Source organism: Deinococcus aquiradiocola (genome assembly GCF_014646915.1).
In the GTDB taxonomy this organism is placed as follows: Bacteria; Deinococcota; Deinococci; order Deinococcales; family Deinococcaceae; genus Deinococcus; species Deinococcus aquiradiocola.
On record NZ_BMOE01000011.1, the window covers coordinates 80515 to 105000 of the forward strand.

A 24486-nucleotide genomic window follows, 5' to 3' on the forward strand; every position below is an offset into this window, starting at 1 on the left:
AGACGTGCGGCAGATCCGGAAGTTCATGGAGGCGGGCCATGAGATAAATATGTAAGTGACGTCTTCCTATACTGTGGCCAGTCTCATGCCTACTCCCGTTTACACTCTGGTTATCAACGCGCTGAGCAGTTCGGTGAGCGAGCGTGCCGCCGACACCATGCTCAAAGCCGCTCTCAAGGACGCTCAGTTCTCGCCGGACAGTGTGACGGCGCAGGAGATGCAGACGGTGCTGTCAGGACCGCTCCTGCGCCGACTGGCGAGCGTCCTGCCGCAGGCGCAGGCGAGCCGGGACCTGCGGGCGCTGTCGCGCCGCATCGCGGAGCAGCACCCGCGCGCCCTGACGCTGTTCGTGGACCCGGAGGGACCGCTGCACTGGGACAGCCTCGACGACGACGGGCAGGACGAGGTGGGTGGCCTGCAGGCCGACGATTTCGAGTACGACGACCCGGACTTCAGCGTCTTCCAGGGCGAGCAGCGCGTGTACGACCTGGGGAGCGCGGAAGGGCAGGAGCAGATGCTGTCGGACCTGGCGCGGCAGCCGGGCGTGCAGGGCGTCGTGATCTGCGCGCAGGACGGCCGGGTGCTGCGTTCGCGCGCGCCGCGCGGCGAGAAGGCCCTGAGCAGCATCGTGGCGGCGACCGTGATGCTGTTCCGGCAGCGGTCCCTGAGCATCCTGTGCGCGGACCTCGGTCAGATCAAGGTGTGTATGCGGCCCATCGGTGAGTACTGCGTGGCGGTCCTGGCCGGGGAGAGTGTGAACATCGGCCGCGTCATCACGGAACTGCAGCAGCTTCAGGAGGCGGTATGAATCGTTCCCACCGGGTCGGCCACAGGCGGGCCGGCGCACGTCACGCCCTGCTTCCCCTGCTGACGCTCTCGCTGCTGGCGGGCGTGCCCGCGCCCGCACTGGCGCAGTCGGCCGCGCCGGTGGTGGCGGCCGCGCCGAACGCGGCGCGCAGCGTGCTCAGCCTGTCCAGTTACCGCGACATGGCGGGCTCGCTCGACCGGGCCGTGCGGGACCGGCCGGTGAGCAGCGCGTCGAGCCTCGCGGACCTCGACCGGGCCACGGCCGCGTACGCGGTCCTGAAGCCGGGCCTGAGCAGCAGCCTGCTGACCCGTCACCTGGAGGAGACGCTGCAGGCGTCCCGCGCGTCCCTGAGTCGCGCGCCCGCCGATCTGGAAGGGCAGGTGACGCAGGCGCGCGCGCTGCTGCGCAAGGCGCTGTACGACCAGACGCTGGGGCAGCTGGGTGCGGCGTCCGGCGGGACGCCCCCGGCGGCGCAGGCGGCCCTGCTGGCCGACGAGTTCTCGCTGCAGGGCGCAGGGCGCAGCGCGTTCCTGAAGGCCGTGAGCGGGCGGGACGCCGGGAGTGCCGCGAGGCTGCTGCGGAGCGCGGCGGCACAGAAGGTGCAGGCGAACCTCGCACAGGCGAACGCGCCGCAGAACGCGAACGACCGCACCGCGACGTACCTGTCGCTGGCACGCGCGTCGGCGTGGTTCACGGTGGTGCAGGACGCGCCGGACAGTGGCGGCCTGACGATTCCGCTGTTCACGCAGGCGCTGCAGCAGCTCACGGCAGGCGACACGGCGGGCCTGACGGGCACGCTGTCCACCCTGAAGCGCAGCGCGGCGGCCTTCGTGACGGCCAGTACGACCGCCGTGAAGACCGGCACGGCGGCACCCGCCAGCACCAGCACGGCAGGCACCGCCAGTACAGCGCAGCCCGCCACCATTCCCGCCACGCCCACCCAGGGCACGGCGACCCCGAGCGCGTCCACCCCCGCGACAGCCACGCCCGCCACGTCCACGCCGGTGGTCGCGTCGCCCGCCCGCGTCAGCCCGCAGGACCAGCAGAAGGCCAGCCTGAACGCCACGTACGCGGCCCTGTCGCGCGCGCAGGCGGCCGCCGGGCACGCGAACCTCGACGAGGCGCGCACGCAGATCGGCACGGCGGCCGTCACGCTCGTGCGCGGCGGCCTGAACAGCACCGCCGGGTACGACACGCTCCTCTCGGACCTGAACGCCCTGCAGAGCCGCAGCGGCCTGCGCGCCAGCGACGTGCAGGCCGTGATCGGCGAACTGAGCAACGTGGAGGCGCTCGCCAACGCGCGCCCCGTCAGCGCGCTCGACGCGACGAGCACCGCCGTGAGCCGCATCGGCACGCCCCTCTGGCCGCTGCTGTTCCTGATCGTGGGCCTGCTCGCGCTGTACCCGCTGTACCTGCTGAACCTCGCGTTCGGCGGGCGCAACAACTACTGGAAGGCCATCGCGGTCAGCCTGCTGCTGCTGGTCCTGCCGGTGCTGCTGGAAGGTCTGGGCGGCACCCTCGCGTACCTCGGGGACCTGAGCGGCGTGGGCTTCCTGCGCTCCCTCGGGAACCTGAGCCTGCATCAGGGCGCGTGGGGCCTGCCGGTGTGGCTGCTGCTGGCGGCCGTGTCGGTCGGGCTCGCCAGTTACGGCTTCCGGGGCCTGTGCCGTCAGTTCGGCCTGCTGGGCGGGTCGGGCGGCAGCGCGAACGCCACCCGCATCGACGGGCCGCAGCCGGCCCTCGACTGGGACGAGGAACTGTGATGCCCCGCCTGACGCGCCTGCGGCCTGAACGGACGGTCCGCCCATGATGGTGCACCGCAGCACCATGAAGATGCTCAGCGACCTGATCTCCCCCAAGGCGCTGGAACGCATCCTGTCGGACGCGGCGCGCGAGCGTCACGTGACGCTCTCCACGCTGGACGTGCCGACCCTGCAGGACATCCTGAAGCGCGACATCTACAAGCGCCTGCAGCTGAGCATCCCGGCCGCGCTCGCCAAGCGCCGCGTGCAGGAGGTGCTGGAGAGCCTGGAGCAGGAGGCCGTACGGCAGACGGCCGAGAGTCACACCACGCAGATCATCACGCTGGAGGACCAGGCGAAGCAGTTCGCGCTGTACTTCGACTGGCCGGAAACGCAGCGCCTGCGCGCCGTGCTGAGCGTGGCGAGGCAGACGACCGCCGAAGGACGCGACGCGGAAACCCTGCTGCTGGAAGGCGCGGAACTCATCGAGACGCTGGAACGCAAGCTGCGCGAGGGGCTCGTCACGCAGGGGCAGGACCTGTCGGAACTGAAGGCCAGCCTGGGGCGGCTGGCGGGCGTGGGCGGCCCGAAAATCAAGCGGCTGGAGGCGCTCGTCAAGCAGATCAGCGAGGCGCAGGAGAGCCGCACGCTGCTGCCCGCCGAGGTGGAGCGCGCGCTCGCGCTGACGCTCACGCTGCGCAAGCAGGTGGAGTCGTCGGTGGTGCAGCAGCTCAAGCCCGAGCAGAAGGCCGAGATGGTGGACGGCATGCTCGTCACCGGGCACGACGAGGTGCAGCCCTTCGACATCTCGCTGCTGTCACCGGAAGCGCAGGCGCGCGTGCAGACGCTGGAACGCGAGCACGAGGCGCGCCAGCTGACCGAACTCGCGCGGGAACACGCGGCGCTGCTGCGGCACGACCCGGACCTCGACGCGGAACTCACGGGCCTGCGCGACCGGTCGAACGCCGCGCAGGTGCTGGGCGAGCCCGCCATCACCGCGCTGCGCGAACGCCTCGCGCAGGCCCGCGCCGACCGGATGACGCAGCAGCAGACGCAGCTCACGGAACTGTCCGCGCGTCTCGAACACCTCGGCGTGCAGGGACACGACGAGTCCGTGCAGCTCGCGCGGCAGCTGCTGTCTGTCGTGCAGGGCACGCAGCAGGCGGGCGGCCTCGCGCTGGACGAACTCGCGCAGCTGGGCGACCTCGTCACGACCCTGGAATCCAGCGACGCGCGCAGCCGCGAGCAGCTGATGGCCCTGCAGCGCGAGACCTTCGAACTGGAGCGGCGCGCGCGTGAAGTGCCGGGCGCCCTGACGGACCTGCAGCCGCTCATCGAGCAGGCGCGCGCCACGCTGGCCGCCGGTCAGAACGCAGACCTGGAACCGCTGTGGAGCATCCTGGAGCGCCGCATGGGCGAGGCGGCGCAGCAGCGCGAGCAGATGGACGCCCGCGCGGCACGCGTCATGCAGGACTACGACCGTTACCGCCACCTGGCGGGCGAGACCATCCAGAAGCTCGGGCGGCTCGCGGACGTGCTGCGCGAACAGCAGCGGCTCGGCACGCTGTCCAGCGACGCCCGCACCCGCTACCTGCAGACGCTGGAGAGTGCCGAGGCCCTGCTGACGGAAGCGCAGGCGGAATTCCAGGCGGCGCGGGAGGTCACGGCGACCTTCGGGGCGGACGCCCTGTCGGACCTGCTGGGCGTGTTCGACTCGGACGCCTTCGAGCAGAACGACGTGGCCACCGACCTGCTCAGCACCGAGAGCAGCGCCCCCATCCACACGGACCCCGCCCAGCATGAGAATGCGCCTGCCCGCGCCTCGCAGGACCCCTTTGGGCTGGCGGCGTTGCTGGCGGCCACGTCCACCCAGCCTGCCCCGGCACTGGAGGAGGCGACGCTGTTCGAGTCGGCGCTCCCCTTCCCGTCCGGAACGCCGGATCTCGCGAACCTGACCCTGCCGCCCGCCGGGACGCCCGACCTGCCTCACGGGGTACTCGTGCGGACGTGGCGCGTCACGAAGGGACAGGTGGTGGAAGGGGACCTCTCCCCCGCCGGCGACTGGTCCACCGAGACGGACTGCGAGGCGGACGTGCTGCGCCTCGCGTGGCTGGCCGATCAGGCGGCCGAACTGCACCCCTCGCGCCTCACGCTGGACGTGGGGGGGCGCTGCTGGCTCACGCTGCCTCAGCTGGGCGGCAGCACCCTGGTGGTGTACGCGCCGGACCTCGTGATGGCCGAACGGGCCGCCGCGCAGTGGGCAGAGCGAGGGACGGGCCTCATCCAGAACTGACACGGCCAGGCAGGGAAAGAAACTGAATCCGCGCGCCCCGACCAGAGAAGGTCGGGGCGCGCGGATTCCCTGAAGTTCAGCTCGTTCCGGTCTTATACGGTGTTGATCCGATTCCAGGGATGCCGGGAACAGCACCGACATCCCTTCCACCTCCTCAACACCGGACTTGTTGGTGCTCGCTTCGCTCGGCTGAACTCTACAAGTTCAGCTCAAAACCGTATTACTTCTTGCCGCCGAGCAGGCTGCCGAGCAGGCCACCCAGGTCAGGCTGCGAGGACTGGTTCTGCGTCTGGGCCTGTGTGTTGCCACCGCCGAGCAGTCCGCCGAGCAGACCGCCCAGACCGCCCATGCTGCTGCCGCCCGCACCACCGAGCAGACCACCGAGCAGGTCGCCCAGACCGCCGGCCGCGCCGCCCTGGTTCTGCGTGCGGCCCAGCGCGCCGAGCACCAGGGGCGCCACGATGCTCAGGATCTGCATGGCCATCTGCGGGTCGATACCGGCGTGCTGCGCGACGGCGTTCGCGGCGGCGGGCGTCTGCGCACCGAAGGCGTGGTTCAGGATGGCCGCGCCGTCCTGCGTGTTGGGCAGCTGACCCTGAGCGAACCCGTCGAGGCTGCTGCCGTCGTGCTGCTGCAGGGCGCTGCTGAGCGCGGCCTCACCGTCCGGCGACTGCGCGTTGTGGTTCAGGGCGCTCAGGATGAGCGGAATGCTGGCCTGCATGGCGGCCTGCGTCTGTTCCGGGGTGGCGCCCACCTGGGAGGCCACACTGCTGGCCTGGGTGGGGAGCAGACCGCCGAGCATGTCGAGTACGTTCATGGTGTTCCTCCGGTGGTCCGGACGGACCGGCCAGTGCATCCCCGGCGGGTGGGGAGCGGCAGGTCAGGTTCTCCGGACACGGTCATCATAGGTGGTCGGGCGGGTTCCCGCTTCCCCCGACGGAGGCGTCCGCCGGGGGGAGTGAGACGGTTTTGAGCTGAACTTGTAGAGTTCAGCCGAGCGAAGCGAGTGCCAACAAGTACGGTTTGGAGGAGATGGAAGCGGGCAGGCGTCCTGCAGGGCGCTGTTCTGCCCAAGAAGGGATGTCGGTGCTGCTTCCGGCATCCCTGGAATCGGATCAAAACCGGATGACGCGCGGTTCCCTGACCTTCGGGGCGGCCGTGTTACTTGCGGGGCGGCTGGGCGGGACGCACCTCGACGCGGCTCGGCAGGGTGCGGGGGTGCATGGCGAGCAGGTCCATCACGATCTGCGCGAGGTCTTCCGGCTGGATCTTCCAGGCGTCCGTGTCGGCGTCCGGCTGGTGCCCGGCGAAGTGCGTGGCGACGCTGCCCGGCATGATCTGCGACACCTTGATGCCCAGCGGGCGCAGGTCCAGCATGATCGCCTCGGAGAAGCCGTTCATGCCGAACTTGCTGGCGTTGTAGGCGCTGCCGCCCGCGAAGGGGTTCTTGCCCGCGAGGCTGCTGAGCAGCAGCACGTACCCCTGCGTGCGCGACAGGGCGGGAATGGCGGCCTTGACGGTGTGGAAGGCCCCGGTGAGGTTGGTGTCGATGACTTCGCTCCACTGTTCGGGCGTCATGTCCTGCACGGGCGCGAAGTTGCCGAGGCCCGCGTTCACGAACAGCACGTCCAGCCCGCCGAACGCGGCGACGTGCGCGTCCACGGCGTCCTGTACGGCCGTGAAGTCGCGCACGTCGCACACGACGCCGCGTGCGCCCTCACCGAGCTGCGCGGCGGCCGCTTCGATCTCGGCGGCGTTGCGGCTGGTGACCGTGACCTGATACCCGCCCTTCAGGAGGGCCTCGGCGGTCGCGTACCCGATGCCTTTGCTGCCGCCCGTGACGAAGGCGCTCTTGCGTGCCGTGCCTGCTTGCGTGTCGTTCATGCTGGCACGCTAACACGCGGCCGGGCCGGAGAAAGGGTGTCTGAAGGTCAGGTCAAGCCGGACGCGCCCACCCCCTGTGGAGGGCGGGCGCGTCCGGTGGTGTGGCGGGCGGGGTGACTCCCGGCCGGTCAGGGGAGCTTGGCGACGAGCTTGTCGTAGATGTAGTTGAAGGCGTCCGCGCGGTGCGTGTACACGTCCCACACCCCGAAGCGGTCCTGCAGCACGGCACTGTTCTTGGCGCGTTTCAGGTCGACGCGCACCTGGAAGCTCTCCCAGGGGACGAGCGCGCCGGGCATGGTGGCGGAGGGCCGCAGGGTGATGACGCCGGGCGTGGCGGGGTCCGTCACGAACTTCGCGTTCGGGTACTTGCGCTGGATGGCGCCCTGCAGGTCGTGCTGCAGCGCCGTGACGACCATCTGCTTCTGGTCCGCGCCGAGCAGGTTCACGTTGCCCTCGATGGTGGGGGGCAGCACGACGTACGTGCCGGACTGCAGGTTCGCCTGCGTCCAGCCGGCCGCGGCCTGCGCGGACGCGCTGGTGGACTGCGGCGCGGCCGCCTGCACCAGGGAGACGGGAAGGGTCAGCAGGGCCAGGACGGCCAGAGTCTGCGTGCGGGGGGGCTTGATCTTCATGCTCTCAGTGCACCACATGCAAGCTGACGGGAGATGGGGTGGGCGTGAGTGGTCTTCCGGTTGCCTGAAGGTGGGGGCTCCGGGCGCCCGCACGCCCTCACGTCCGGTGGGCGGACGCTAGCATGAACGGCATGGTTGACCTGTTAGGCACGATGCGCCGTCTGCGCGCCCCGGACGGCTGCCCCTGGGACCGGGAGCAGACGCACGAAACGCTCCGCCCGTACCTGCTGGAGGAGGCGGCCGAAGCGGCGGACGCCATCACGGCCGGGAACCTGCCGGAACTCGCCGGGGAGCTGGGCGACGTGCTGCTGCAGGTGGCGTTTCACAGCGTGATCGCGGAGGAGGCCGGGCACTTCACGTACGCGGACGTGGAGCGCGGCATCGTCGAGAAGCTCGAGCGGCGTCACCCGCACGTGTTCGGGGACGTGCAGGTGAGCGGCAGTGACGAGGTGGCGAGCAACTGGCAGGCCATCAAGGCGCAGGAGCGCGGCGGGCGGGACCGCACCCTGACGGAACGGATTCCCTCGGCGCTGGGCGCACTGGCGCGCGAAGCGCAGGCGCAGCGGCTCCTGCAGCGCGAACGGCCCGGCGGCGCGCCGCAGGCTGCAGGGCAGGGTGACGTGGGCGCGGTGCGGGAGGCCCTGCGGGACGCGGACGGCGAGGCGGGCGTGGCGCGCCTTCTGTCGGCCGTCGTGGCGTTCGCCCGCGCGCAGGGCGTGGACCCGGAACTGGCCCTGCGCGCCCACACGGCCCGCACCCTGCAGGCCGCGGAGGCGAACCCTTGACGGAACCGGACCTGCTCGACGATCCCTTCGGCCTGTGGCTGAGCGGCCGCACCCGGCAGGGTCTGCACCTGCCGGACTTCCGGCGCGCGGCCGTGCTGGTGGGCCTGACGCTGGAACCGGACCCGCGCGTGCTGCTCACCGTGCGCTCCACGGCCCTCCCCACCCACAAGGGACAGATCAGCTTTCCCGGCGGGAGCCTGGAGGCGGACGAGACGACCGTGCAGGCCGCGCTGCGCGAGGCGCACGAGGAGGTGGGCCTCGACCCGGCCGGCGTGCAGGTGCTCGGCGAGCTGGACGACGTGTTCACGCCGTTCCGATTTCACGTGACGCCCGTCCTGGCGCGCCTCCCGGCAGAACTGCAGCTCAGTCCGGGCGACGAGGTGGCGGAACTGCTGCTGCCGCGCCTGTCGGAACTGCGGGCGGCCGTTCCCACCACGCAGGAGCGCGTCTCGCCGCTGGGCGACATGATCACCATCTACCACTACCCGTGGCGCGGGCACGACATCTGGGGCATGACGGCCCGCGTGCTGCGCGAGGTGCTGGAGAGCGGCGTGCAGTGACGCGAACTTGAGCCGAGCGCCTGAAGTTCAGCCGAGCGGCATACGGGGCCGCCGTCCGGCCGTGAGCATCCAGGATGACAGGTGTGATCCGGACAGGAGCAGGTCGCATGGCTGCAAGTGCTGGCCCCGAACCGCGGCGCGCAGCGGCAAGGCAAGAAAGCGGCGCGCACGTTCATCCGTGCGCGCCTCGTTGAGGGGGTGCCGCGTTCAGCGGGCCGTGAAGTGACTCTGGATGTTGCTCATGAACTCCGCGCGGGTGCGGGAGTCCTCCTTGAACAGGCCGCGCATGGCGCTGGTGGTGGTGCTGGAGTTCTGCTTCTCCACGCCGCGCATCGCCATGCACAGGTGCACGCCTTCCAGCACGACGGCCACACCGACGGGGTTCAGGAGTTCCTGCACGGCCTCCGCGATCTGCGTGGTGAGGCGCTCCTGCACCTGCAGGCGGCGCGCGTACAGGTCCGTGATCCGTGCGAACTTCGACAGCCCGAGGATCTGCCCGCTGGGAATGTACCCGATGTGCGCGCGGCCGTAGAAGGGCAGCATGTGGTGCTCGCACATGCTGTAGAACTCGATGTCCTTCACGACGACCATCTCGCTGCCCTCGGCGGCGAACACGGCGTCCCCGGCGACCTCCTGCAGGGTCTGGCGGTAACCGCCCGTCAGGAAGCCCCAGGCCTTCTCGACGCGCTGCGGGGTCTTGAGGAGGCCCTCGCGGGCGGGGTCCTCCCCGATGCGTTCCAGCCAGCTGTGCGTCAGTTCGGCGAGACCGCTGCCGTCGGCGGCGGGGTTCACGGTGTCGTTTGTCTTGGGTATCGGCATGGTGTCGGCCTTTTCGGTGAGTCGAGCGGTCACGGGGACCTCCTTGAGTGCAGGAAGTCTAGTGGGCCGCCCGGCGTGCGATTGTCAGAGTTGCGCCAGACTCACCCGCGCGTCTCCTGGCGGCTGAGTCTGGCGGGGGTGGTCAGACGCTCCAGTCCACCTGGCCGTACGTCTGCTCGCGGGCCGGGCCGCACGAGAAGATCACGACCTTGCAGTTCACGGTCTCCTCGATCAGGTCGAGGTACGCCTGCGCTTCGGCGGGCAGGGTGGCGCGGCTGGTGGCGCCGTCGGTGGTGCTCCAGCCTTTCATCTGGCGGTACACGGGCTGGCCGTCCGCGTCGTAGTGCGTGCAGACGGGCACGGTGTCCAGGCCCGCGAGGACGTCCATCTTGTTGATGACGAGGCCGTCCAGGCCGTTGACTTCCACCGCGTAGCGCAGCAGTTCGAGGTCCAGCCAGCCGACGCGGCGCGCGCGGCCGGTGGTGGTGCCGTACTCGTCCCAGGGCTGAGAGCCGTCACCGCGCAGGCGGAGTTCCATCTCGCCGGACACCTCGGTCAGGAAGGGGCCGTGGCCGACACGGGTGTTGAAGGCCTTGGCGACGCCGTACACCTTGTTGAGGGCCTTGTGGCTGACGCCCGTGCCGACCAGGATGCCGCCCACGGTAGGGTGGCTGCTCGTCACGAAGGGGTACGTGCCGTAGTTCAGGTCGAGCAGGGTCGCCTGCGCGCCCTCAAAGAGCACGTTGCGGCCCTCGCGGACCGCCTGGCGCAGCTGCGCGCCGGTGTCGTACACGAAGGGCGAGAGCGCCTCGCGGATCGGCGCGAGGTCCTTCAGGGCCGCCTCCGCGTCCGTCCAGCCCGCGTCGCGGGTGCTGTTCGGCTTGGCTTCCAGCAGGCGTTCGACGCGCTCGGCGAGCACCTGCTCGTCCAGCAGGTCCCCGAAACGGATGCCGACGCGGCGGGCACGGTCGGCGTACGCGGGGCCGATGCCGCGCCCGGTGGTGCCCACGAAGTCCTTGCGGCCGTCCACGTACTTGTGGTGCGGCAGCACGAGGTGCGCGCGGTCACTGATGCGCAGGTCCGGTTCCAGCCCGGCAGCCAGCAGGTTGCGGCGCTCCTCCATGAACTTCATGGGGTCGATGACCATGCCGTCTCCCAGGATGCTGACCGTGCCGGGGTGCAGCACGCCGCTGGGCAGCAGGTTCAGCTTGAAGGTCTGGCCTTTGGCGGTGACGGTGTGACCGGCGTTCGCGCCGCCCTGGTACCGCACGACGTACTCCGCTCCCGGGGCGAGAAAGTCGGTGATCTTGCCCTTGCCCTCGTCTCCCCACTGCGCTCCGATAATTGCGATTCCCGGCATCTGATGCTCCTGAACGCCACGCACGCAGACCGGGTTTCTCCCGGCCCAGGCCTCCTGCTCAGCGCCGCCGGAGCAGTCACGAGACAAAAAAAAGCACGGTGCGTGGCACCGTACTTCAGTTTATCAGGTTGTGGCGGGCGCGCGTCCCGTCCGGTCCAGACGGGTGGACGCGCGTCAGAACAGCAGGCGGATGGGCGTGCCGAGCAGGCCCGCAACCTCGTGCAGGAACTGCGCGCCGCGTGCCGGGTCGAGTTCGCCGCGCAGGCTGAGTGCGGCGCCCTGCGTGGACGTGCGGCCCACGCTGAGGCTCAGGTCGCCGCGGTGCAGTTCGTCGAGGCCCAGTTCGGCGGCGTCCAGCACCAGCAGGGCCGCGTGCGCGTCGCTGTGGCGCTTGAGGTCGTCGAGGGAGGCGCGGAAGTCGCCGCTCAGGTCGGCGGCGAGCGCCTGCCCGGCGTGCGTGCCGAGCGCGACGGGGCCGTCCAGGCCGAGGGTGCTGGCGCTGCGGGCGGCCGCGCGGGCCACGAGCAGGCTGAGCGGCACCTCGCGGAACAGCGCTTCGGAGAGCTGGGCGCGGGCCGTTTCGAGCGCGGCGACGTCCACGTTCAGGCGCAGCACGCTGGTCTGCCCGAGGGCGGCGGCCGGGGCAGCGGCGGGCACGACCGGCCCGCTGTGGGCGGCGGGTTCGGTCTGCTCGGCCTGGGCCGTTTCGGCGTGCACGGGTTCGGTATGGACGGGTTCAGGCTGCACGGCAGCCGCCTGGGCAGGTTCCGTCGCGTGGTGCGCGGCAGCGGCACCCAGGCCAGCGGCAGCGAGCCCGGCGACGGCCAGTCCGGCAGCGGCAGGAGTGGACACCGTGTCGCTGTCGCTCTCGGGTGCGTGCGCCGGGGACGCTTCCTGCGGGACCTCGTGCGCCGGGGGCGCTTCCTGCGGGACCTCGTGGTGATGGCCGAGCAGGGTGGATGCTTCGGGGATCACCTCGTCGGTCGGCAGGGGGCGCAGGTCGGTGTCGGCCGTGTCGGCGACCGCTTCGGTGTGCTCGGGGCTGGTCTCAGCCTGCACGTCCTCGCGCCACTGGTCCGCGACGAGCGGCGCAGCCACCGGGGAGTCCGGCACGTGCGGCAGCTGTTCCGCCATGGCCTCGCCCAGCACCTGCTCCGGCACGGCGGGCTCACTGTCGGCGGCCACCTCGTCCACGGCGGGCTCGGGGATAAAGACGGGTTCCGGCTCGGTCACCGGCTCAGGCTGCACGACTTCGGTCTGAACGGGTTCCGGCTGGACAGATTCCGGCTGGGAGGAGCGGTTGCCGTACAGGCGGGACAGGAAGCCGCCCAGGCCGAAGCCGCCACCCGTCGCGGGCGTCTCGGGCGCGGCCGGGGCCACCTGGGCGGCAGGCGCGACCTCGGGGGTCGGCAGCTGCACGGGCGTTTCGGTGACAGGCTCAGGCGTGCTGAATTGAGCGGCGACCGGTGCGGCGGCCACAGACTCCTGCACGGCGGGCTGAGCGAAGACCGGCTCGCTGTGGGCCGGTTCCGTGTACGCCGGTTCGGCCTGTGCGGCGGGCTGGGCCGTCCACGCGTAAGTCGGGGCGGGCTCCTGCGTGGCGGGCACGGTCGGCTGCGCCTCTTCCTCGACCGCGAGGTCGTCGGCGCGCAGGAAGGAGTCTTCCGGGTCGACGGGGCTCGGGTCGTAGGCGGGCGCGGGATCGTACGCGGTCAGCGGCGCGACATGAGCGGGCTCACTGTACGCGGTCGCCGCGACCGGCTCGGGATCGGAGAGTTCCAGCTCGTCCCCAACGATGTCCTCGCCTTCGGTCTCGCCGTCGGCGTCATCGAGTTCGAATTCCAGGTCGTCGTCAACGTCGGCGTCCACGGTGGGCGCGTACTCGACCGACACCTCGGGCGCGGCAGGCGCCGGGACGGGCTGCACTTCGGCGTCCATGGACTGCGCCTGGGCGGCCGGGGTGATTTCCGGCACGGCGGGCGCACTCCAGGCGGGCGCGACGGGCGACGGGCTCACCGGGGGGACCTGAACGGGGGGGGCGGGCTCGGCAGCCGTTCCGCCGGAGAACGCGCTGAGCGGCGCAGTCACCTGCGCCTCCGGCACGTGCGCCTGCACGGCCTGCGCCTGCTGCGCCACGAAGTCCGTGATGTCGGACTCGACGCCCGCGGCGCTCAGCGCCTGCAGGCCCGAGGGGTTGACGGGCATGGGCGGCATCTCGCCGGTCCAGCCGGGCGGCGCCTCGTCCACCGGGGTGGCGGGGGGTTCCTCGTCACCACTCATCACCCGCGACAGGTAATTCAGGATGTCCTGCTCGACGACGCTGCCGTCAGCACCCGAACCTTGGATGCTGCGCCAGTCGATACCGTTCGCTTCGGCCAGGATCTTGGCCAGCGGTGAGATTGAGTCCATGTGTGCCACCTCTGGCCTGACATTCTAAGGCATTTCTCACGGCTGTCCGTGAGGTTTTTCGGGAGCTGGGGGGGTGGGAGCGGCGTGCTAGGCTGGGTGTTACCAGCCCATTCTAAAGGGGTCTTGAGAGAAGGATGCGACATGTTGATCTTTGAGGAAATGCAGGCGCGGGGCCACGAGCAGCTCACCGTGCTCCAGCACGCGCCCAGCGGGTTGCGGGCCGTGGTGGCCGTCCATTCCACGGTGCTCGGCCCGGCCATCGCCGGGTGCCGACTGCGTCCCTACGACGAGGAACGCGCGCTGCGCGACGCGCTCGCCATGAGCGAGAGCATCACCCTGAAAGCCGCCCTCGCCGGACTGAACTACGGCGGCGGGGCCTGCGTGCTGATGGCGCCCGAGAACGGCGCCGAGGAAGGCCACCTGCGCGAGGCGCTGTTCCGTTCGCTGGGCCGCCAGGTGCGCGGCCTGGGTGACCGGGTCGTGCTGACCGAGGACGCGGGCGTGACCGGTCAGGACATCGCCTTCGTGGCGCAGGAGACGACCTCCACGCTCGGCATGCACACCGACACCCCCACCGTGACCGCGTACGGCGTGTACCGGGGCCTGAAGGCCGCGGCGCGCACCGTGCTGGGCAGCGAGAGCCTGCGCGGCGTGCGGGTCGCGGTGCTGGGCGTCGGGTCGCTCGGCGCGGCGCTGTGCGGGCACCTGTACCGCGAGGGCGCGCGCCTCACCATCGCGGACACCCGGCCGGGGCGGGCGCAGGCGCTGGCGGAGGAGCTCGGCGACAACGTCGCGGTCGTCCCGGCCGACGAGCTGCTCGACACGCCCTGCGACGTGCTGTCCCCGTGCGGGTTCGGGCACAGCATCAAGTTCGCGGACGTGGAGCGCCTGCAGTGCCGCATGATCGCGGGCGGCGAGCACCACCCGCTCTCGCGGCGCGGCGAGCAGGCCGTCAAGGAGGCCGGCATCGCGTACGTGCCGGACTACGCCATCAACGCGGCGGGCCTGATCGCCGTCGCGACCGGCATCAGTGCCGAGGCGGCCGCCGAACGCGTGTACCAGACGGTGTCGCAGATCAGCGTGCTGGCCCAGCAGAACAACAAACCCATTCATTCGGTGGCGCGCAGGCTCGCCGAGCGGCGCCTGGAACTGATCGGGTCGCTCGCCCGGCCGCTCTGACCGCCCCCGCGAGGACCTCCAGGCATGCGTGAACCCCTCCCCACCCACCCCCACTCCACCGCCACTCCCCTGACCGTCCGGAGGTCCGTATGCCGTTCGTGATCGGCGTGGCGGGGGGGTCCGGCAGCGGCAAGACCACCGTGACGCGCCGCGTCATCGAGACGGTCGGCACCGAGGGCGTCGCCGTGCTGGTGCAGGACAACTACTACCGCGACCAGTCGGACATCCCCTTCGACGTGCGCACCAAGACCAACTACGACCACCCGGCCGCCTTCGACTGGGAACTGCTGCAGGAGCACCTCGAAGCGCTGCTGGCCGGCGTCCCGATCGAGATGCCCAGCTACGACTTCACGAACCACACGCGCGCCCCGGAGACGCTGACGGTGCTGCCCGCGCCGGTCGTGGTGATCGAGGGGTTCTTCACGCTGTACGAGAAGGCCATCCGGCAGCACATGCACCTGAAGGTCTTCGTGGACGCCGACGCCGACGTGCGCTTCATCCGGCGCTTCCAGCGCGACACGCAGGAGCGCGGCCGGACGCCCGAGAGCGTCATCCGGCAGTACCTGGACTTCGTGCGGCCCATGCACCTGCAGTTCGTGGAGCCCACCAAACGGTACGCGGACGTCATCATTCCGCACGGCGGCCTGAACGAACCGGCGCTCGACATGCTCGCCGCCCGCATCCGCAGCACCGTCTGACCCTGTAGCCGTCCGGGCGGGGCGTCCGCAGCCACGGGCCGCAGCGCCGCGTCCGTACACCCGGCCTTTACCGTGGCGCGTCATACTGAACGGCCGAGCACGCCCGTCCGCCCCCGACCCAGACCATTCCCGGAGCCACTGTGACCCCAACCACCCCGCCCGCCAGCCGCAACCCGCTGCTGCCCACCCCGAACCGCCACCCGCTCACGCCGGTGCTGCTGCTGCTCATCGCGCTGTCGCTGATCCCGGCGCTGATCCTGGCCTTCACGCGCGTCCAGTTCGAGCAGGCGCAGAAGACCGTGTCCATCGTGATGGACTACTCGTCACTGTCAGCGCAGGCGAACCTGAACGGCCAGACGCCGCTCGGCCTGCTCGGCCAGTACCGTGCGCTCGGCGTGAACGGCGTGGCCGTGTACGAGGACACCGTGGGCAGCAAGGTCGCGCGCGGCGAACTGTACCTCAAGCCGGGCAGCGAACTGGCCGTCGAGAACCCCGGCGCGAACGTCAACACGCAGCTCACGTACACCCGTGACCTGAAGCCCGGCACGACCGCCGCCCTCAAGGCGCGCTTCAACCTGAAGTTCACGGACGTCACCGTGGGCGGGCAGAGGTGGACGGCGTGGCCGACCGACATCAGCTTCCTGCCCGCCGGTCCGAACACCACCCTGATCAGCGCCCTGAAGGCCCAGGGGTACGTGGTCGTGTACCGTCCCTACGACAGTCCCGTCGTGAAGGTGCCGGGCAGCGACTGGCCGGACGTGCCGTTCCTGGCGTTCAACGACACCGAAGTGATCGGCGCGCGCGACCCGGAACTCATGCGTCAGGTCCGGGCGCGCCTCGGGAACCGCGTTCCCGCCATCATCGAGTTCACGCCGCAGAAGGGCCTCGACCAGCTCATCGCGGGCGGGAAGGCCGTGCGGCTCTTCTCGATCAGCGCCGCGTGGCAGGACCTGCTCACGCCGCCCGAGGTGAGCAGCAAGTTCGTGCTCGCCGCGCGTGAACGCAGCCACAAGCTGCTGTACACCCGGCCCTTCAAGACCGTGAACGACACGACCACCTTCCTGAAGGACCTGAAGACCGGCCTGGACAAGTGGGGCATCCGGGTCGGGACGCCCGTCGCTGCCGCGTACGAGCCGAACCTCCTGCTGAAGTGGCTGTGCATCGTCGGGCCGCTCGCCGCGATCCTGCTGATCGGCCTGAGCTACCCGCTGACGCGCGTGGGGCTGGGCGTCGCCGTGATCGGCCTGCTGATCGCGCTCGGCCTGAACGGCGGGCAGCCGTTCCCCGGCTTCGCGCTCGTGGCCGCCATCAGCTTCCCGGCGCTGGGCCTCGTGATGCGCCGCGACCGCGTCACGGACTGGTTCGTGGCGACGGGCTTCAGTCTGGCGGGCGTGCTGTTCGTGTCGGCGCTCGGCGCGAACCGTGACAGCATGCTGGGCCTGGACCCCTTCAAGGGCGTGGGTCTGACGCTGCTCTTCCCGATCCTGCTGGTGGCCCTCAGCTTCCTGCCGCGCCAGGACATCCGCAAGACCGTGTACCAGATCTACACGGCGCCCATCAAGCTGGGCGACATCATCGTGATGGTGCTCGGCGCGGCCGCGTTCGCGCTGGTGTTCCTGCGGCGCGGCAACGCGACGGGCGTCGGCGTCTCGGACGCCGAGGCGAAAGTCCGGCAGAGCCTGCAGGACAGCATCATCCGGCCGCGCTTCAAGGAACTGGCGGGCCACCCGCTGCTGCTGCTGGGCCTGAGCGGCATCCTGCCCGGATACTTCACGCTGCTGATGCTGCTGGGCGGCGTGATCGGGCAGGCGAGCATCCTGAACACCTTCAGTCACTTCCACACGCCGCTCCTGATCAGCTTCCAGCGGGCCTTCATCGGGCTGGGCGCGGGCCTGGTGCTGGGGTACGTGGCGCTGTACGCCGTGAAGTTCGCCATGCGCCTGTGGCAGGGGCGCGGCGACTGGCTGCGGTCCGGCACGCTCAACTGAGCGCAGGCCGCACACCGGGCGTCCTTCCCTGCCTCCGGAGCGGGCGTCACCCACGCAGGTTCGCTATCCTGTGGGCGCGGTGACGCCCGTTCCGCGCAGTCCGCCGTCACCTCCGGCATCACGTTCGTCACACTGGACGCCGCTCCCGTTCCGCCCCGCCTGGCGCGGGGAGTTCCGGGCGATTCCGGCGCCGAAGGGTCACCATGAAGATCACCGTCAGCGGTTACTACGGCTTCCACAACACGGGCGACGAGGCCATCGCGCTCGCCATCTCCCGCGAACTGAAGTCGCGCGGGCACGCTCCGCTGCTCCTGAGCCGCGAGCCGGACCACACACGCCGCGCGTACGGCTGCGCGAGTGCCGCCCGCATGAACCCGGCCGCACTGCTCGGCTCCCTGCTCGGCGCGCAGATGCTGTGGTCGGGCGGCGGTGGCCTGCTGCAGGACAAGACCAGCGCCCGCAACCTCACGTACTACCTGACGCTCATCCGGGCGGCGCAGCTGCTGCGGCGGCGCGTGGTGATCTTCAACCAGTCGATCGGGCCGCTCAGCCTGGAGGGCGGGGCGCGCGTGGCGCGCGTCCTGACGGGCGGCAGCGTGCAGGTGATCGTGCGGGACCGCGGGAGCCTGGAGACGCTGCGGCACCTGGGCGTGCAGGCGCGGCTGGGCGGCGATCCGGCGCTGCTGCTCGCACCGACGCCGGGCCTGACGGCCGACCGGAACACGGTGGTGCTCGCGCCGCGCGGCGACGTGCAGGACGCGAACGCGGGCCTGAAGGCGCTGACGGCCCTGCTGCGCGAGAAGGGCCGCCGCGTGGTGGTCCTCAGCTTCCATCCCGGCGTGGACGACACGGCCGCGCACGCGCTCGGGGCGGACGAGGTGATCAGCACGAGCGACCCCGCGCGCGCACTCGACACCATCGCGGCGGCCGGGTACGTGGTGGGGGTGCGCCTGCACGCCGTGATCCTGGCGGCCGCGGCGGGCGTGCCGTTCGCGGGCGTGAGTTACGACCCGAAAGTGGCGGGCTTCTGTACGGACGCGGGCGCGCAGAGCGTGCCGACGGGATTCGAGGCGGCGCAGGTGTGCGGGCTCGTCATGAAGAACGTCTCGCCCGACTGGGCGCAGGTGCAGGAGATGCAGCGGCGCGCGCGCGACAGTTTCGGCTGGGCGCTGGACGGGTGAGGCGACCCGAAATGCTCTACGCTGTGCCTGCATGAGCCGAGACGTTCCCCACCCGCATCCCGACGGCCCCCTCATCTCGCTGGGCGATCTCGCCTGGGACGTGCTGGCCCGGCCGGACACGCTGCTGCAGGCGGGCGGCGACACGACCGGACGGCTGGAACTGTCGGGCGGCGGGAGTGCCGCGAACCTCGCGGTGTGGGCGCGGCGGCTGGGGCAGCCGAGCACCTTCGTGGGCAAGATCGGGGCGGACACCTTCGGTGAGCTGGCCGTCGCGGCCCTGCGGGACGAGGACGTGACGCCGGAGGTGACGGTGTCGGCCCTGCACCGGACAGGCGTGATCCTCGCGATGATCGACCAGCGCGGGCAGCGCGCCATGCTGACCGGGCAGGGCGCCGACTGGGAGCTGCTGCCGTCGGAACTGCCGCGGCACCTGATCGCGTCGGGGCGGCACCTGCACCTGACCGCGTGGAGCCTGTTCCGCGACCCGCCGCGCGCGGCGGCGCTGGAGGCCGCGCGGGTGGCGCACGCGGCGGGCGCGACGCTGTCGCTGGACCCGGGCAGCTTCCAGATGATCGGGCAGCTGGGGCGGGGGCGGTTCCTGCGGGTGCTGGACAGCATTCCGTTCGACGTGATCTTCCCGAACGCGGACGAGGCGCGCGCCATGAGTGACGAGGACACGCCCGAAGCGGCGATGGACTGGTTCCGGGAACGCTACCCGGACGCGCTGGTGGTCCTGAAGATGGATGAGCGCGGCGCGCTGCTGGAAGGGCCGGGGTGCGCGCGGGCGCACGTGGACGCGACCCGTGACCGGCTGATCGACGCGACCGGGGCGGGCGACGCGTTCGGCGGGGCGTTCCTGGCGCAGTACCTGCGGCACGGGAACGCGGTGGAGGCGGCGGGCGCGGCGGCGCAGGTGGGCGGCTGGGTGGTGTCGCGCTTCGGGGCGAGGCCGCCCGCGGACGCGGACCTGCACGCGCGCCTCGCGCCGTACCTGGACGCGGCAGGACGCGCGGGCGACCGCGTGGCCGGGGGGACGGTATGACGGACACGTACCAGCCTGCCCCGCCCCGCCCGCCGAGGCGCCGCCGCGCGTGGTGGAAGGTGCTGCTGGCCGTGCTGCTGCTCCTGCTGCTGGTGGCGGGCGGCGTGGCCGGGTACGCGTGGAGCCTGACGCGCGCCCCGCAGGGCGCGGCGGCCACCCAGGCGTACACGCTGGAAGTGAAGCCCGGCGACACCCTGCCGGGCGCGGCCGCGCGGCTGCAGGCGGCGGGCGTGCTGCGCTCCCCGGACGCGCTGCGGACCATCATGCGGGTGCGCGGCACGGCCGGGCGGCTGCGCGAGGGGTACTACGACCTGCCCGCCGGTCTGGACGCCTTCCAGCTGGCGGACCGGCTGGCGGACACGCCCAGGCCGCGCGTGCGCAACGTGACGGTCCCGGAAGGCAAACGCGTGCGTGACCTGCCGGACATCCTGACGGCCGCGCGGCTGGGTGACCCGGCCACGCTGCCCGCCGCGCTGAAGGCCGCCCGGGGCGACTGCCCGAACGGGTCACTGGAAGGCTTCCTGTTCCCGGCCACGTACCCGTTCCGGCCTGAAGTGACGGACGCCGAGATCGTGCGCGCCATGCAGGACCGCATGACGCAGGAGTTCACGCCGGAACGCCTGAGCGCCGCCAGGCGTCTGGGGCTCACGACGTGCGGGTGGGTGACGCTGGCGAGCATGGTGCAGGCCGAGGCGGCCACGGTGGGCGAGATGCCGACCATCGCGGGCATCTTCCTGAACCGCCTGAAGGTCGGCATCGCGCTGGGCGCGGACCCGACCGTGGCGTACGGCCTGGGGAAGGACCTGAACCAGCTGGACCGCTCGGCGGGCGATTTCGTGAAGGACACGCCGTACAACACGTACACCCGGCAGGGCCTGCCGCCCGGCCCGATCAACAATCCCGGCGAGGCGGCGCTGCTGAGCGTGCTGAACGCGCGGCGCACGCTGCCGGACGGGCGGGAGGCGCTGTACTTCGTGCACGGCCTGGACGGCCGCATTCACGTGAACGCCGATTATGCCGCGCACCTGCGGGACGTGGCGCGCTACCGCTGAAGACCGCCCCGGCCACGCGGCGCTGCGGGCGGGCGGGTGTGCGCGGTCCTCATGGTCCGGACCTGTAGAATGCCCGGCGTGCGGCAAAAACTGCCCCTGTATGTCCTGAAGGAAGTGGTGCCCTGGTACCTGGGCGGTGTGCTGCTGTTCCTGACGCTCCAGATGACCGACGTGCTGAGCAGCACCGTCGGTCGGCTCATCACGTACCGCGTGCCGCTGGCCCAGGTGCTGGCGCTGCTGGGCGACCAGATGCCCGCCCTGCTGAACCGTTGCCTGGTGCTGGCGGTGCCGTTCGCGCTGCTGCTGGCGTTCGGGCGGCTCGCGAAGGACAGCGAGTTCAAGGCCGCGATGGCGGGCGGCGTGCGGCCCCTGCGGCTGCTGCTGCCGCTGCTCGTCCCGGCACTGCTGGTGGGGGGCTTCGCGTACTACAACGCGGGCTGGGTCACGCCCGCCGGGCAGGAGCGGTGGTGGAACGCGTGGTACGGGGTGTTCAATCAGGCGCCGCCGCCGCCCAGCACGGACCGGTACGCGTTCGCGCAGGGGGACACGTTCTACTCGGCGGGCCGCGTGCAGAACGACCGCAACGGGGTGCTGGCGAGCCTGGTGGGCGTGCTGGTGATCCGGGGCGACACGGTGTACAGCGCCGCGAACGGCGTGTGGGACGCGCTGGCGCACACGTGGACGATGGGCGGCGTGACGGTGGTCGGCCCGGACGGCGTGCCGAGACCCTACGCGGGCGAGCTGACGTTGCCGCAGCGGGACGTGCTGCAGCGGCCCGTGTCGCGGCCGGACCAGACGGGCACGCCGCAGCTCCGGGCGCAGCTGCGGCAGCTGCAGGCGGAGCGTCCCCTGCCGGACGAGACGCAGCGGTCCCTGGCCTTCGAGCTGAGTCGGCGGGTGGCGGACCCGTTCACGCCGCTGGCGTTCGTGCTGGCGGCGGGCGCGCTGGGGCTGCTGGTGAGCAACAGGGCGTGGGCGGCGGGCAGCGTGATCCTGTTCATCTTCGGGTTCTACGTGCTGTGGAGCACCGTGCCGTCGCTGGCGCAGGCGGGCGCGCTCTCCCCCACCCTGGCGGCGTGGCTGCCGAATCTGGTGTTCGTGGCGCTGGGCGCCGCACTCGCGTGGAGGCTGCGTTGAGGGCCGGGACAGGGGTGCAGGCCGGGGTGCGCCGCGCGTGCGGGGGGCGGGCGTGAAGCGCTTCGACCGGTACGTGCTGGAGGAGATCCTGCCGTACCTGCTGTCGGGGCTGGCAGTGGTGATCCTGCTGCTGCTGCTGGCCGCGCTGCAGAGCGTGATCGCGCCGCTGCTCGCGAAGGGCGCGGCGCCGCTGCTGGTGCTGCGGCTCGTGGCGCTGCAGGTGCCGGAGGCCGTGTCGCGTGGCCTGCCGATCGCGCTGCTGTTCGCGGCGATGCTGGGCCTGTCTCGCCTGTCGAGCGACGCGGAACTGAAGGCGGCGCAGTCGGGCGGGCTGAGCGGCACGCGGCTGTTCTGGCCGGTGCTGGCGCTGGCGCTGGGCGTGTCGCTGCTGAGCTTCACGGTGGCGGAGACGCTCGTGCCGCGCGCGAAGGTGGAGGCGCTGCAGGTGCAGCGCGACATCGTGCTCGACAACCCGCGCGTGCTGGGCCTGGGGGACGGGCGCGGCGGGACGGGCGTGGTGCTGCGCGACGCGCTCGGCCGGGCGATCAGCGTGGCGCAGGTCAGGCCCGGCGGACGGCTGGAGGGCCTGCGGATCGTGACGCTGCGGGACGGGCAGGGGGCGCGCGAGGTGATCACGGCGCGGCGCGGCACCCTGACCCGCAACGTCCTGATGCTGGAGAGCGGCGTGCGCGTCACGTACCAGGACACGCGGCCCGTGACGGTCGTGCGCTTCCGCAGCGGGACGCTGCCGGTGCAGGACCTGCAGGCGAGCCTCTCGGCGAACGACGAGCTGCTGCCCATCTACCTGCCGCTCCCGAAACTGATCGCGAACGTGCGCAGCATGGCGGCGCAGGGCATCCGGTCGCCGCGGGACTTCACGGCGCTGCAGCGGAAGTTCGCGGAACCGCTGGCGGCGGTCACGATGGCGTTCTTCGCGGTGGCGCTCAGCATCTACTCGCTGCGCAGCGGCGTGAACATCGGGCTGGTGTGGGTGCTGATGCTGACGTTCGCGTACTACGCGACGTGGAGCGTGTTCCGGGTGCTGGGCGAGACGGGGGCGCTGTCGCCGGTGCTGGCGGCGTGGACGCCGACCCTGATCTACCTGCTGGCGGGCCTGGGCCTGCTGGGCGTCGCGGCCCGCCGCTGAGGGGCGGCCGTTCGGGCCGGGCAGAATGCAGGCCGCGGAGTTTCCGTACACAAGAAAACCCGCTCCAGATGAGGGTTCAGCTCACCTTCCAGCTGCCCCAATGCTTCTTCACCTCGCATTCATGGCGGCCCGCATCTGTCTACACTAGAGGCGTCCATGAATCGCCTTGCCCCTGACATCGTGACCCTGCGCGTGGCGCACTGCCGCGCCGAACACGCCGCCAACGGTGAGCAGTACCATCTGGCCGTGATGCACTACCGCACCTGCCTGGAAGCGGCCGAACGGCGCGAGGACTGCCAGGCCGTCCGCTTCTTCGCCCTGCGCCTCGCGCACTGCTACGACAGCATGGGCCTGACGCACAAGGCGCAGGAGTTCCGCGCGCTGGGCGACTGCGACAGCGGTTCCCTCATCAGCTGACCTTCCGGGCGTGCGCGCCTGCCGGACCGTTCTCACGCCGCTCTTTTGAACCCGGTCCAACCCCGGGCCTACACTGCAGGCATGACTGCTGCCACGTCCCCGGCCCTGGAGGCCGCCCAGGCCCTGTTCAGCCCGCAGGCCATCCGTGACCCGTACCCGCTGTACGCGCGCGCGAAGGCGCTCGCGGCCGAGCAGGGCAGCGCGTCCCTGCTGCGCGTTCCGGAGTGGAACACCACCCTGGCCTTCGGGCACGACGCCGTGAGCGCCGTCCTCAGGAGTCCGGCCGCCGTGAGCGGCGCGGGCTTCGCGCAGGGCGACACCGAGGACGCGTACCCGGAAGCGATGCGCGTCCTGCAGCCCATGATGCTGTTCCACAACGGCATGTCGCACACGCGCCTGCGGGGACTGGCGCAGGCGGCCTTCACGCCGCGCGTCGTCGCGCAGAGCCGCGAACTGGTACAGTCGCGCCTCGACCGCCTCCTGCAGGGCGTGCAGGGCAGGCCCTTCGACGCCGTCGAGGAGCTCGCCGTGCCGCTCCCGGTGGGCGTCATCACCGAGATGCTCGGCCTGAGGGGCGAGGACGAGGCGAAGTTCCGGCAGTGGTCCGGCACGGTCGCCGACCTGCTCGGCGGCAGCGAACAGACGCCCGACCTGATGGCCCGCATCGAACAGGACGCCCGCGAGATGCGCGGGTACTTCCGGGACCTCGCGGACGAACTGCGCGCCCACCCGCAGCCGGGCCTGCTCAGCGCCCTCGCGGCCGCCGAGGACGGCGGGGAACGCCTGAGCAGCGACGAGCTGCTCGCCAACGCCGTGCTGCTGCTCGCCGCCGGGCACGAGACGACCACCAACCTCATCGCGGGCGGCCTGCTGGAACTGTCCCGCCAGCCGGACGCGTGGGCGGCCCTGGTGGAACGCCCGGACCTCGCGCCCGCCGTGACCGAGGAACTGCTGCGCCTCGTGTCGCCCGTGCAGCGCACCGGACGCGGCCTCGCTCAGGACGTCACGCTGGACGGGCAGACCCTCCCGGCCGGGAGTTTCGTGGGCCTGATCGTGGCCGCCGCGAACCGCGACCCGTCCGTGTTCACGGACCCCGACCGGCTCGATCCGCAGCGCCGCAACGCCGCCCGTCATCTGGCCTTCGCGAGCGGCCCGCACTACTGCCTCGGCGCGAGCCTCGCCCGCCTGGAGGGCGAAGTGGTGTTCCGCACGCTCGCGGAACGCCACCCGACCCTGAAGGTACCGGAACAGCCGGTGCCGTTCCGCCCGAACTTCGTGCTGCGCGGCCCCCGTGCCCTCCAGGCGACGCTGGACTGATCCGGCCGGAAGTGCGGGACGCAGGAAAGAACGGGG

21 protein-coding genes are annotated in these 24486 nt (G+C 71.5%); 15 read left to right on the top strand and 6 right to left on the bottom strand.

Annotation, left to right across the window (positions count from 1 at the left end; translation table 11 throughout):
- The first annotated feature begins 85 nt into the window (after positions 1–85).
- From IEY33_RS14495 to IEY33_RS14505, 3 genes are read left to right on the top strand one after another with little or no spacing between them, the layout of a single operon-like run.
- The gene (locus IEY33_RS14495; protein ID WP_188964003.1) at positions 86–808 is read left to right on the top strand and encodes a roadblock/LC7 domain-containing protein; all 723 of its coding nucleotides are present in this window, start codon (positions 86–88) and stop codon (positions 806–808) included.
- Positions 805–2571 carry an RAD23 family protein gene (locus IEY33_RS14500; protein ID WP_188964004.1) on the top strand — a complete coding sequence of 589 codons (1767 nt, stop codon included), beginning with the start codon at positions 805–807 and terminating at the stop codon, positions 2569–2571. Before IEY33_RS14495 ends, IEY33_RS14500 begins: the two co-directional genes overlap by 4 nt.
- A gap of 43 nt (positions 2572–2614) precedes the next feature.
- Entirely contained in the window at positions 2615–4843 is a 2229-nt protein-coding gene (locus IEY33_RS14505; protein ID WP_188964005.1) for a coiled-coil domain-containing protein, read from the top strand.
- A gap of 220 nt (positions 4844–5063) precedes the next feature.
- Here IEY33_RS14505 and IEY33_RS14510 read toward each other — a convergent pair whose 3' ends face one another.
- From IEY33_RS14510 to IEY33_RS14520, 3 genes are all read right to left on the bottom strand, one after another.
- Positions 5064–5660: a DUF937 domain-containing protein gene (locus IEY33_RS14510; RefSeq protein WP_188964006.1), complete on the bottom strand. Its 597-nt coding sequence runs from the start codon at positions 5658–5660 to the stop codon at positions 5064–5066.
- 344 nt (positions 5661–6004) lie between these two features.
- Positions 6005–6727 (bottom strand): SDR family oxidoreductase, encoded by a 723-nt coding sequence (locus IEY33_RS14515; RefSeq protein WP_188964007.1) that lies wholly within the window; start codon positions 6725–6727, stop codon positions 6005–6007.
- A 128-nt stretch (positions 6728–6855) separates the two neighbouring features.
- Entirely contained in the window at positions 6856–7359 is a 504-nt protein-coding gene (locus IEY33_RS14520; protein ID WP_188964008.1) for a hypothetical protein, read from the bottom strand.
- Positions 7360–7490: 131 nt separating this feature from the next.
- On the opposite strand from IEY33_RS14520, the gene IEY33_RS14525 reads away from it, so the two are divergent.
- Positions 7491–8144 carry a MazG family protein gene (locus IEY33_RS14525; protein ID WP_188964009.1) on the top strand — a complete coding sequence of 218 codons (654 nt, stop codon included), beginning with the start codon at positions 7491–7493 and terminating at the stop codon, positions 8142–8144.
- Entirely contained in the window at positions 8141–8704 is a 564-nt protein-coding gene (locus tag IEY33_RS14530; RefSeq protein ID WP_188964010.1) for an NUDIX hydrolase, read from the top strand. The genes IEY33_RS14525 and IEY33_RS14530 overlap by 4 nt, the downstream gene beginning before the upstream one ends.
- Positions 8705–8911: 207 nt before the next feature.
- Here IEY33_RS14530 and folE read toward each other — a convergent pair whose 3' ends face one another.
- The 3 genes from folE to IEY33_RS14545 all read right to left on the bottom strand — a co-directional run bounded on the left by folE (position 8912) and on the right by IEY33_RS14545 (position 13292).
- Positions 8912–9523: a GTP cyclohydrolase I FolE gene (folE, locus tag IEY33_RS14535; RefSeq protein ID WP_188964050.1), complete on the bottom strand. Its 612-nt coding sequence runs from the start codon at positions 9521–9523 to the stop codon at positions 8912–8914.
- Positions 9524–9665: 142 nt separating this feature from the next.
- On the bottom strand, positions 9666–10883 hold the full coding sequence (locus tag IEY33_RS14540; protein WP_188964011.1) for an adenylosuccinate synthase: 1218 nt from the start codon (positions 10881–10883) through the stop codon (positions 9666–9668).
- Between the two features lie 174 nt (positions 10884–11057).
- A complete protein-coding gene (locus IEY33_RS14545; RefSeq protein ID WP_188964012.1) occupies positions 11058–13292 on the bottom strand; it encodes an E3 binding domain-containing protein in 2235 nt (744 codons plus the stop codon).
- Positions 13293–13433: 141 nt separating this feature from the next.
- Between IEY33_RS14545 and IEY33_RS14550 the strand changes: the two genes are divergently transcribed.
- The 10 genes from IEY33_RS14550 to IEY33_RS14595 all read left to right on the top strand — a co-directional run bounded on the left by IEY33_RS14550 (position 13434) and on the right by IEY33_RS14595 (position 24450).
- A complete protein-coding gene (locus tag IEY33_RS14550; protein WP_188964013.1) occupies positions 13434–14471 on the top strand; it encodes a Glu/Leu/Phe/Val dehydrogenase family protein in 1038 nt (345 codons plus the stop codon).
- Between the two features lie 89 nt (positions 14472–14560).
- Positions 14561–15169: a uridine kinase gene (gene udk, locus IEY33_RS14555; protein ID WP_188964014.1), complete on the top strand. Its 609-nt coding sequence runs from the start codon at positions 14561–14563 to the stop codon at positions 15167–15169.
- 140 nt (positions 15170–15309) lie between these two features.
- Positions 15310–17157, top strand: coding sequence for a DUF5693 family protein (locus IEY33_RS14560; protein WP_229671035.1), 1848 nt, complete (start codon positions 15310–15312; stop codon positions 17155–17157).
- A gap of 203 nt (positions 17158–17360) precedes the next feature.
- Complete coding sequence (csaB, locus tag IEY33_RS14565; RefSeq protein WP_188964015.1) at positions 17361–18338, top strand: polysaccharide pyruvyl transferase CsaB; 978 nt, start codon at positions 17361–17363, stop codon at positions 18336–18338.
- A gap of 31 nt (positions 18339–18369) precedes the next feature.
- Positions 18370–19380, top strand: coding sequence for a carbohydrate kinase family protein (locus IEY33_RS14570; RefSeq protein WP_188964016.1), 1011 nt, complete (start codon positions 18370–18372; stop codon positions 19378–19380).
- Complete coding sequence (gene mltG / locus IEY33_RS14575; protein WP_188964017.1) at positions 19377–20432, top strand: endolytic transglycosylase MltG; 1056 nt, start codon at positions 19377–19379, stop codon at positions 20430–20432. The genes IEY33_RS14570 and mltG overlap by 4 nt, the downstream gene beginning before the upstream one ends.
- A 69-nt stretch (positions 20433–20501) precedes the next feature.
- The gene (locus IEY33_RS14580) at positions 20502–21569 is read left to right on the top strand and encodes an LptF/LptG family permease (RefSeq protein ID WP_188964018.1); all 1068 of its coding nucleotides are present in this window, start codon (positions 20502–20504) and stop codon (positions 21567–21569) included.
- A 52-nt stretch (positions 21570–21621) separates the two neighbouring features.
- Entirely contained in the window at positions 21622–22716 is a 1095-nt protein-coding gene (locus IEY33_RS14585; RefSeq protein WP_188964019.1) for an LptF/LptG family permease, read from the top strand.
- Positions 22717–22872: 156 nt separating this feature from the next.
- Positions 22873–23133, top strand: coding sequence for a hypothetical protein (locus IEY33_RS14590; protein WP_188964020.1), 261 nt, complete (start codon positions 22873–22875; stop codon positions 23131–23133).
- A gap of 81 nt (positions 23134–23214) precedes the next feature.
- A complete protein-coding gene (locus IEY33_RS14595; RefSeq protein WP_188964021.1) occupies positions 23215–24450 on the top strand; it encodes a cytochrome P450 in 1236 nt (411 codons plus the stop codon).
- The last annotated feature ends 36 nt before the right edge of the window (positions 24451–24486 follow it).

What these genes read in the sequence shown, in the direction of transcription:
- IEY33_RS14495 (WP_188964003.1), top strand. Translation starts at nt 86, where the DNA reads ATGCCTACTCCCGTTTACACTCTGGTTATCAACGCGCTGAGCAGTTCG.
- IEY33_RS14500 (WP_188964004.1), top strand. Translation starts at nt 805, where the DNA reads ATGAATCGTTCCCACCGGGTCGGCCACAGGCGGGCCGGCGCACGTCAC.
- IEY33_RS14505 (WP_188964005.1), top strand. Translation starts at nt 2,615, where the DNA reads ATGATGGTGCACCGCAGCACCATGAAGATGCTCAGCGACCTGATCTCC.
- IEY33_RS14510 (WP_188964006.1), bottom strand. Translation starts at nt 5,660, where the DNA reads ATGAACGTACTCGACATGCTCGGCGGTCTGCTCCCCACCCAGGCCAGC.
- IEY33_RS14515 (WP_188964007.1), bottom strand. Translation starts at nt 6,727, where the DNA reads ATGAACGACACGCAAGCAGGCACGGCACGCAAGAGCGCCTTCGTCACG.
- IEY33_RS14520 (WP_188964008.1), bottom strand. Translation starts at nt 7,359, where the DNA reads ATGAAGATCAAGCCCCCCCGCACGCAGACTCTGGCCGTCCTGGCCCTG.
- IEY33_RS14525 (WP_188964009.1), top strand. Translation starts at nt 7,491, where the DNA reads ATGGTTGACCTGTTAGGCACGATGCGCCGTCTGCGCGCCCCGGACGGC.
- folE (WP_188964050.1), bottom strand. Translation starts at nt 9,523, where the DNA reads ATGCCGATACCCAAGACAAACGACACCGTGAACCCCGCCGCCGACGGC.
- IEY33_RS14540 (WP_188964011.1), bottom strand. Translation starts at nt 10,883, where the DNA reads ATGCCGGGAATCGCAATTATCGGAGCGCAGTGGGGAGACGAGGGCAAG.
- IEY33_RS14545 (WP_188964012.1), bottom strand. Translation starts at nt 13,292, where the DNA reads ATGGACTCAATCTCACCGCTGGCCAAGATCCTGGCCGAAGCGAACGGT.
- IEY33_RS14550 (WP_188964013.1), top strand. Translation starts at nt 13,434, where the DNA reads ATGTTGATCTTTGAGGAAATGCAGGCGCGGGGCCACGAGCAGCTCACC.
- udk (WP_188964014.1), top strand. Translation starts at nt 14,561, where the DNA reads ATGCCGTTCGTGATCGGCGTGGCGGGGGGGTCCGGCAGCGGCAAGACC.
- csaB (WP_188964015.1), top strand. Translation starts at nt 17,361, where the DNA reads ATGAAGATCACCGTCAGCGGTTACTACGGCTTCCACAACACGGGCGAC.
- IEY33_RS14570 (WP_188964016.1), top strand. Translation starts at nt 18,370, where the DNA reads ATGAGCCGAGACGTTCCCCACCCGCATCCCGACGGCCCCCTCATCTCG.
- mltG (WP_188964017.1), top strand. Translation starts at nt 19,377, where the DNA reads ATGACGGACACGTACCAGCCTGCCCCGCCCCGCCCGCCGAGGCGCCGC.
- IEY33_RS14580 (WP_188964018.1), top strand. Translation starts at nt 20,502, where the DNA reads ATGCCCGGCGTGCGGCAAAAACTGCCCCTGTATGTCCTGAAGGAAGTG.
- IEY33_RS14590 (WP_188964020.1), top strand. Translation starts at nt 22,873, where the DNA reads ATGAATCGCCTTGCCCCTGACATCGTGACCCTGCGCGTGGCGCACTGC.
- IEY33_RS14595 (WP_188964021.1), top strand. Translation starts at nt 23,215, where the DNA reads ATGACTGCTGCCACGTCCCCGGCCCTGGAGGCCGCCCAGGCCCTGTTC.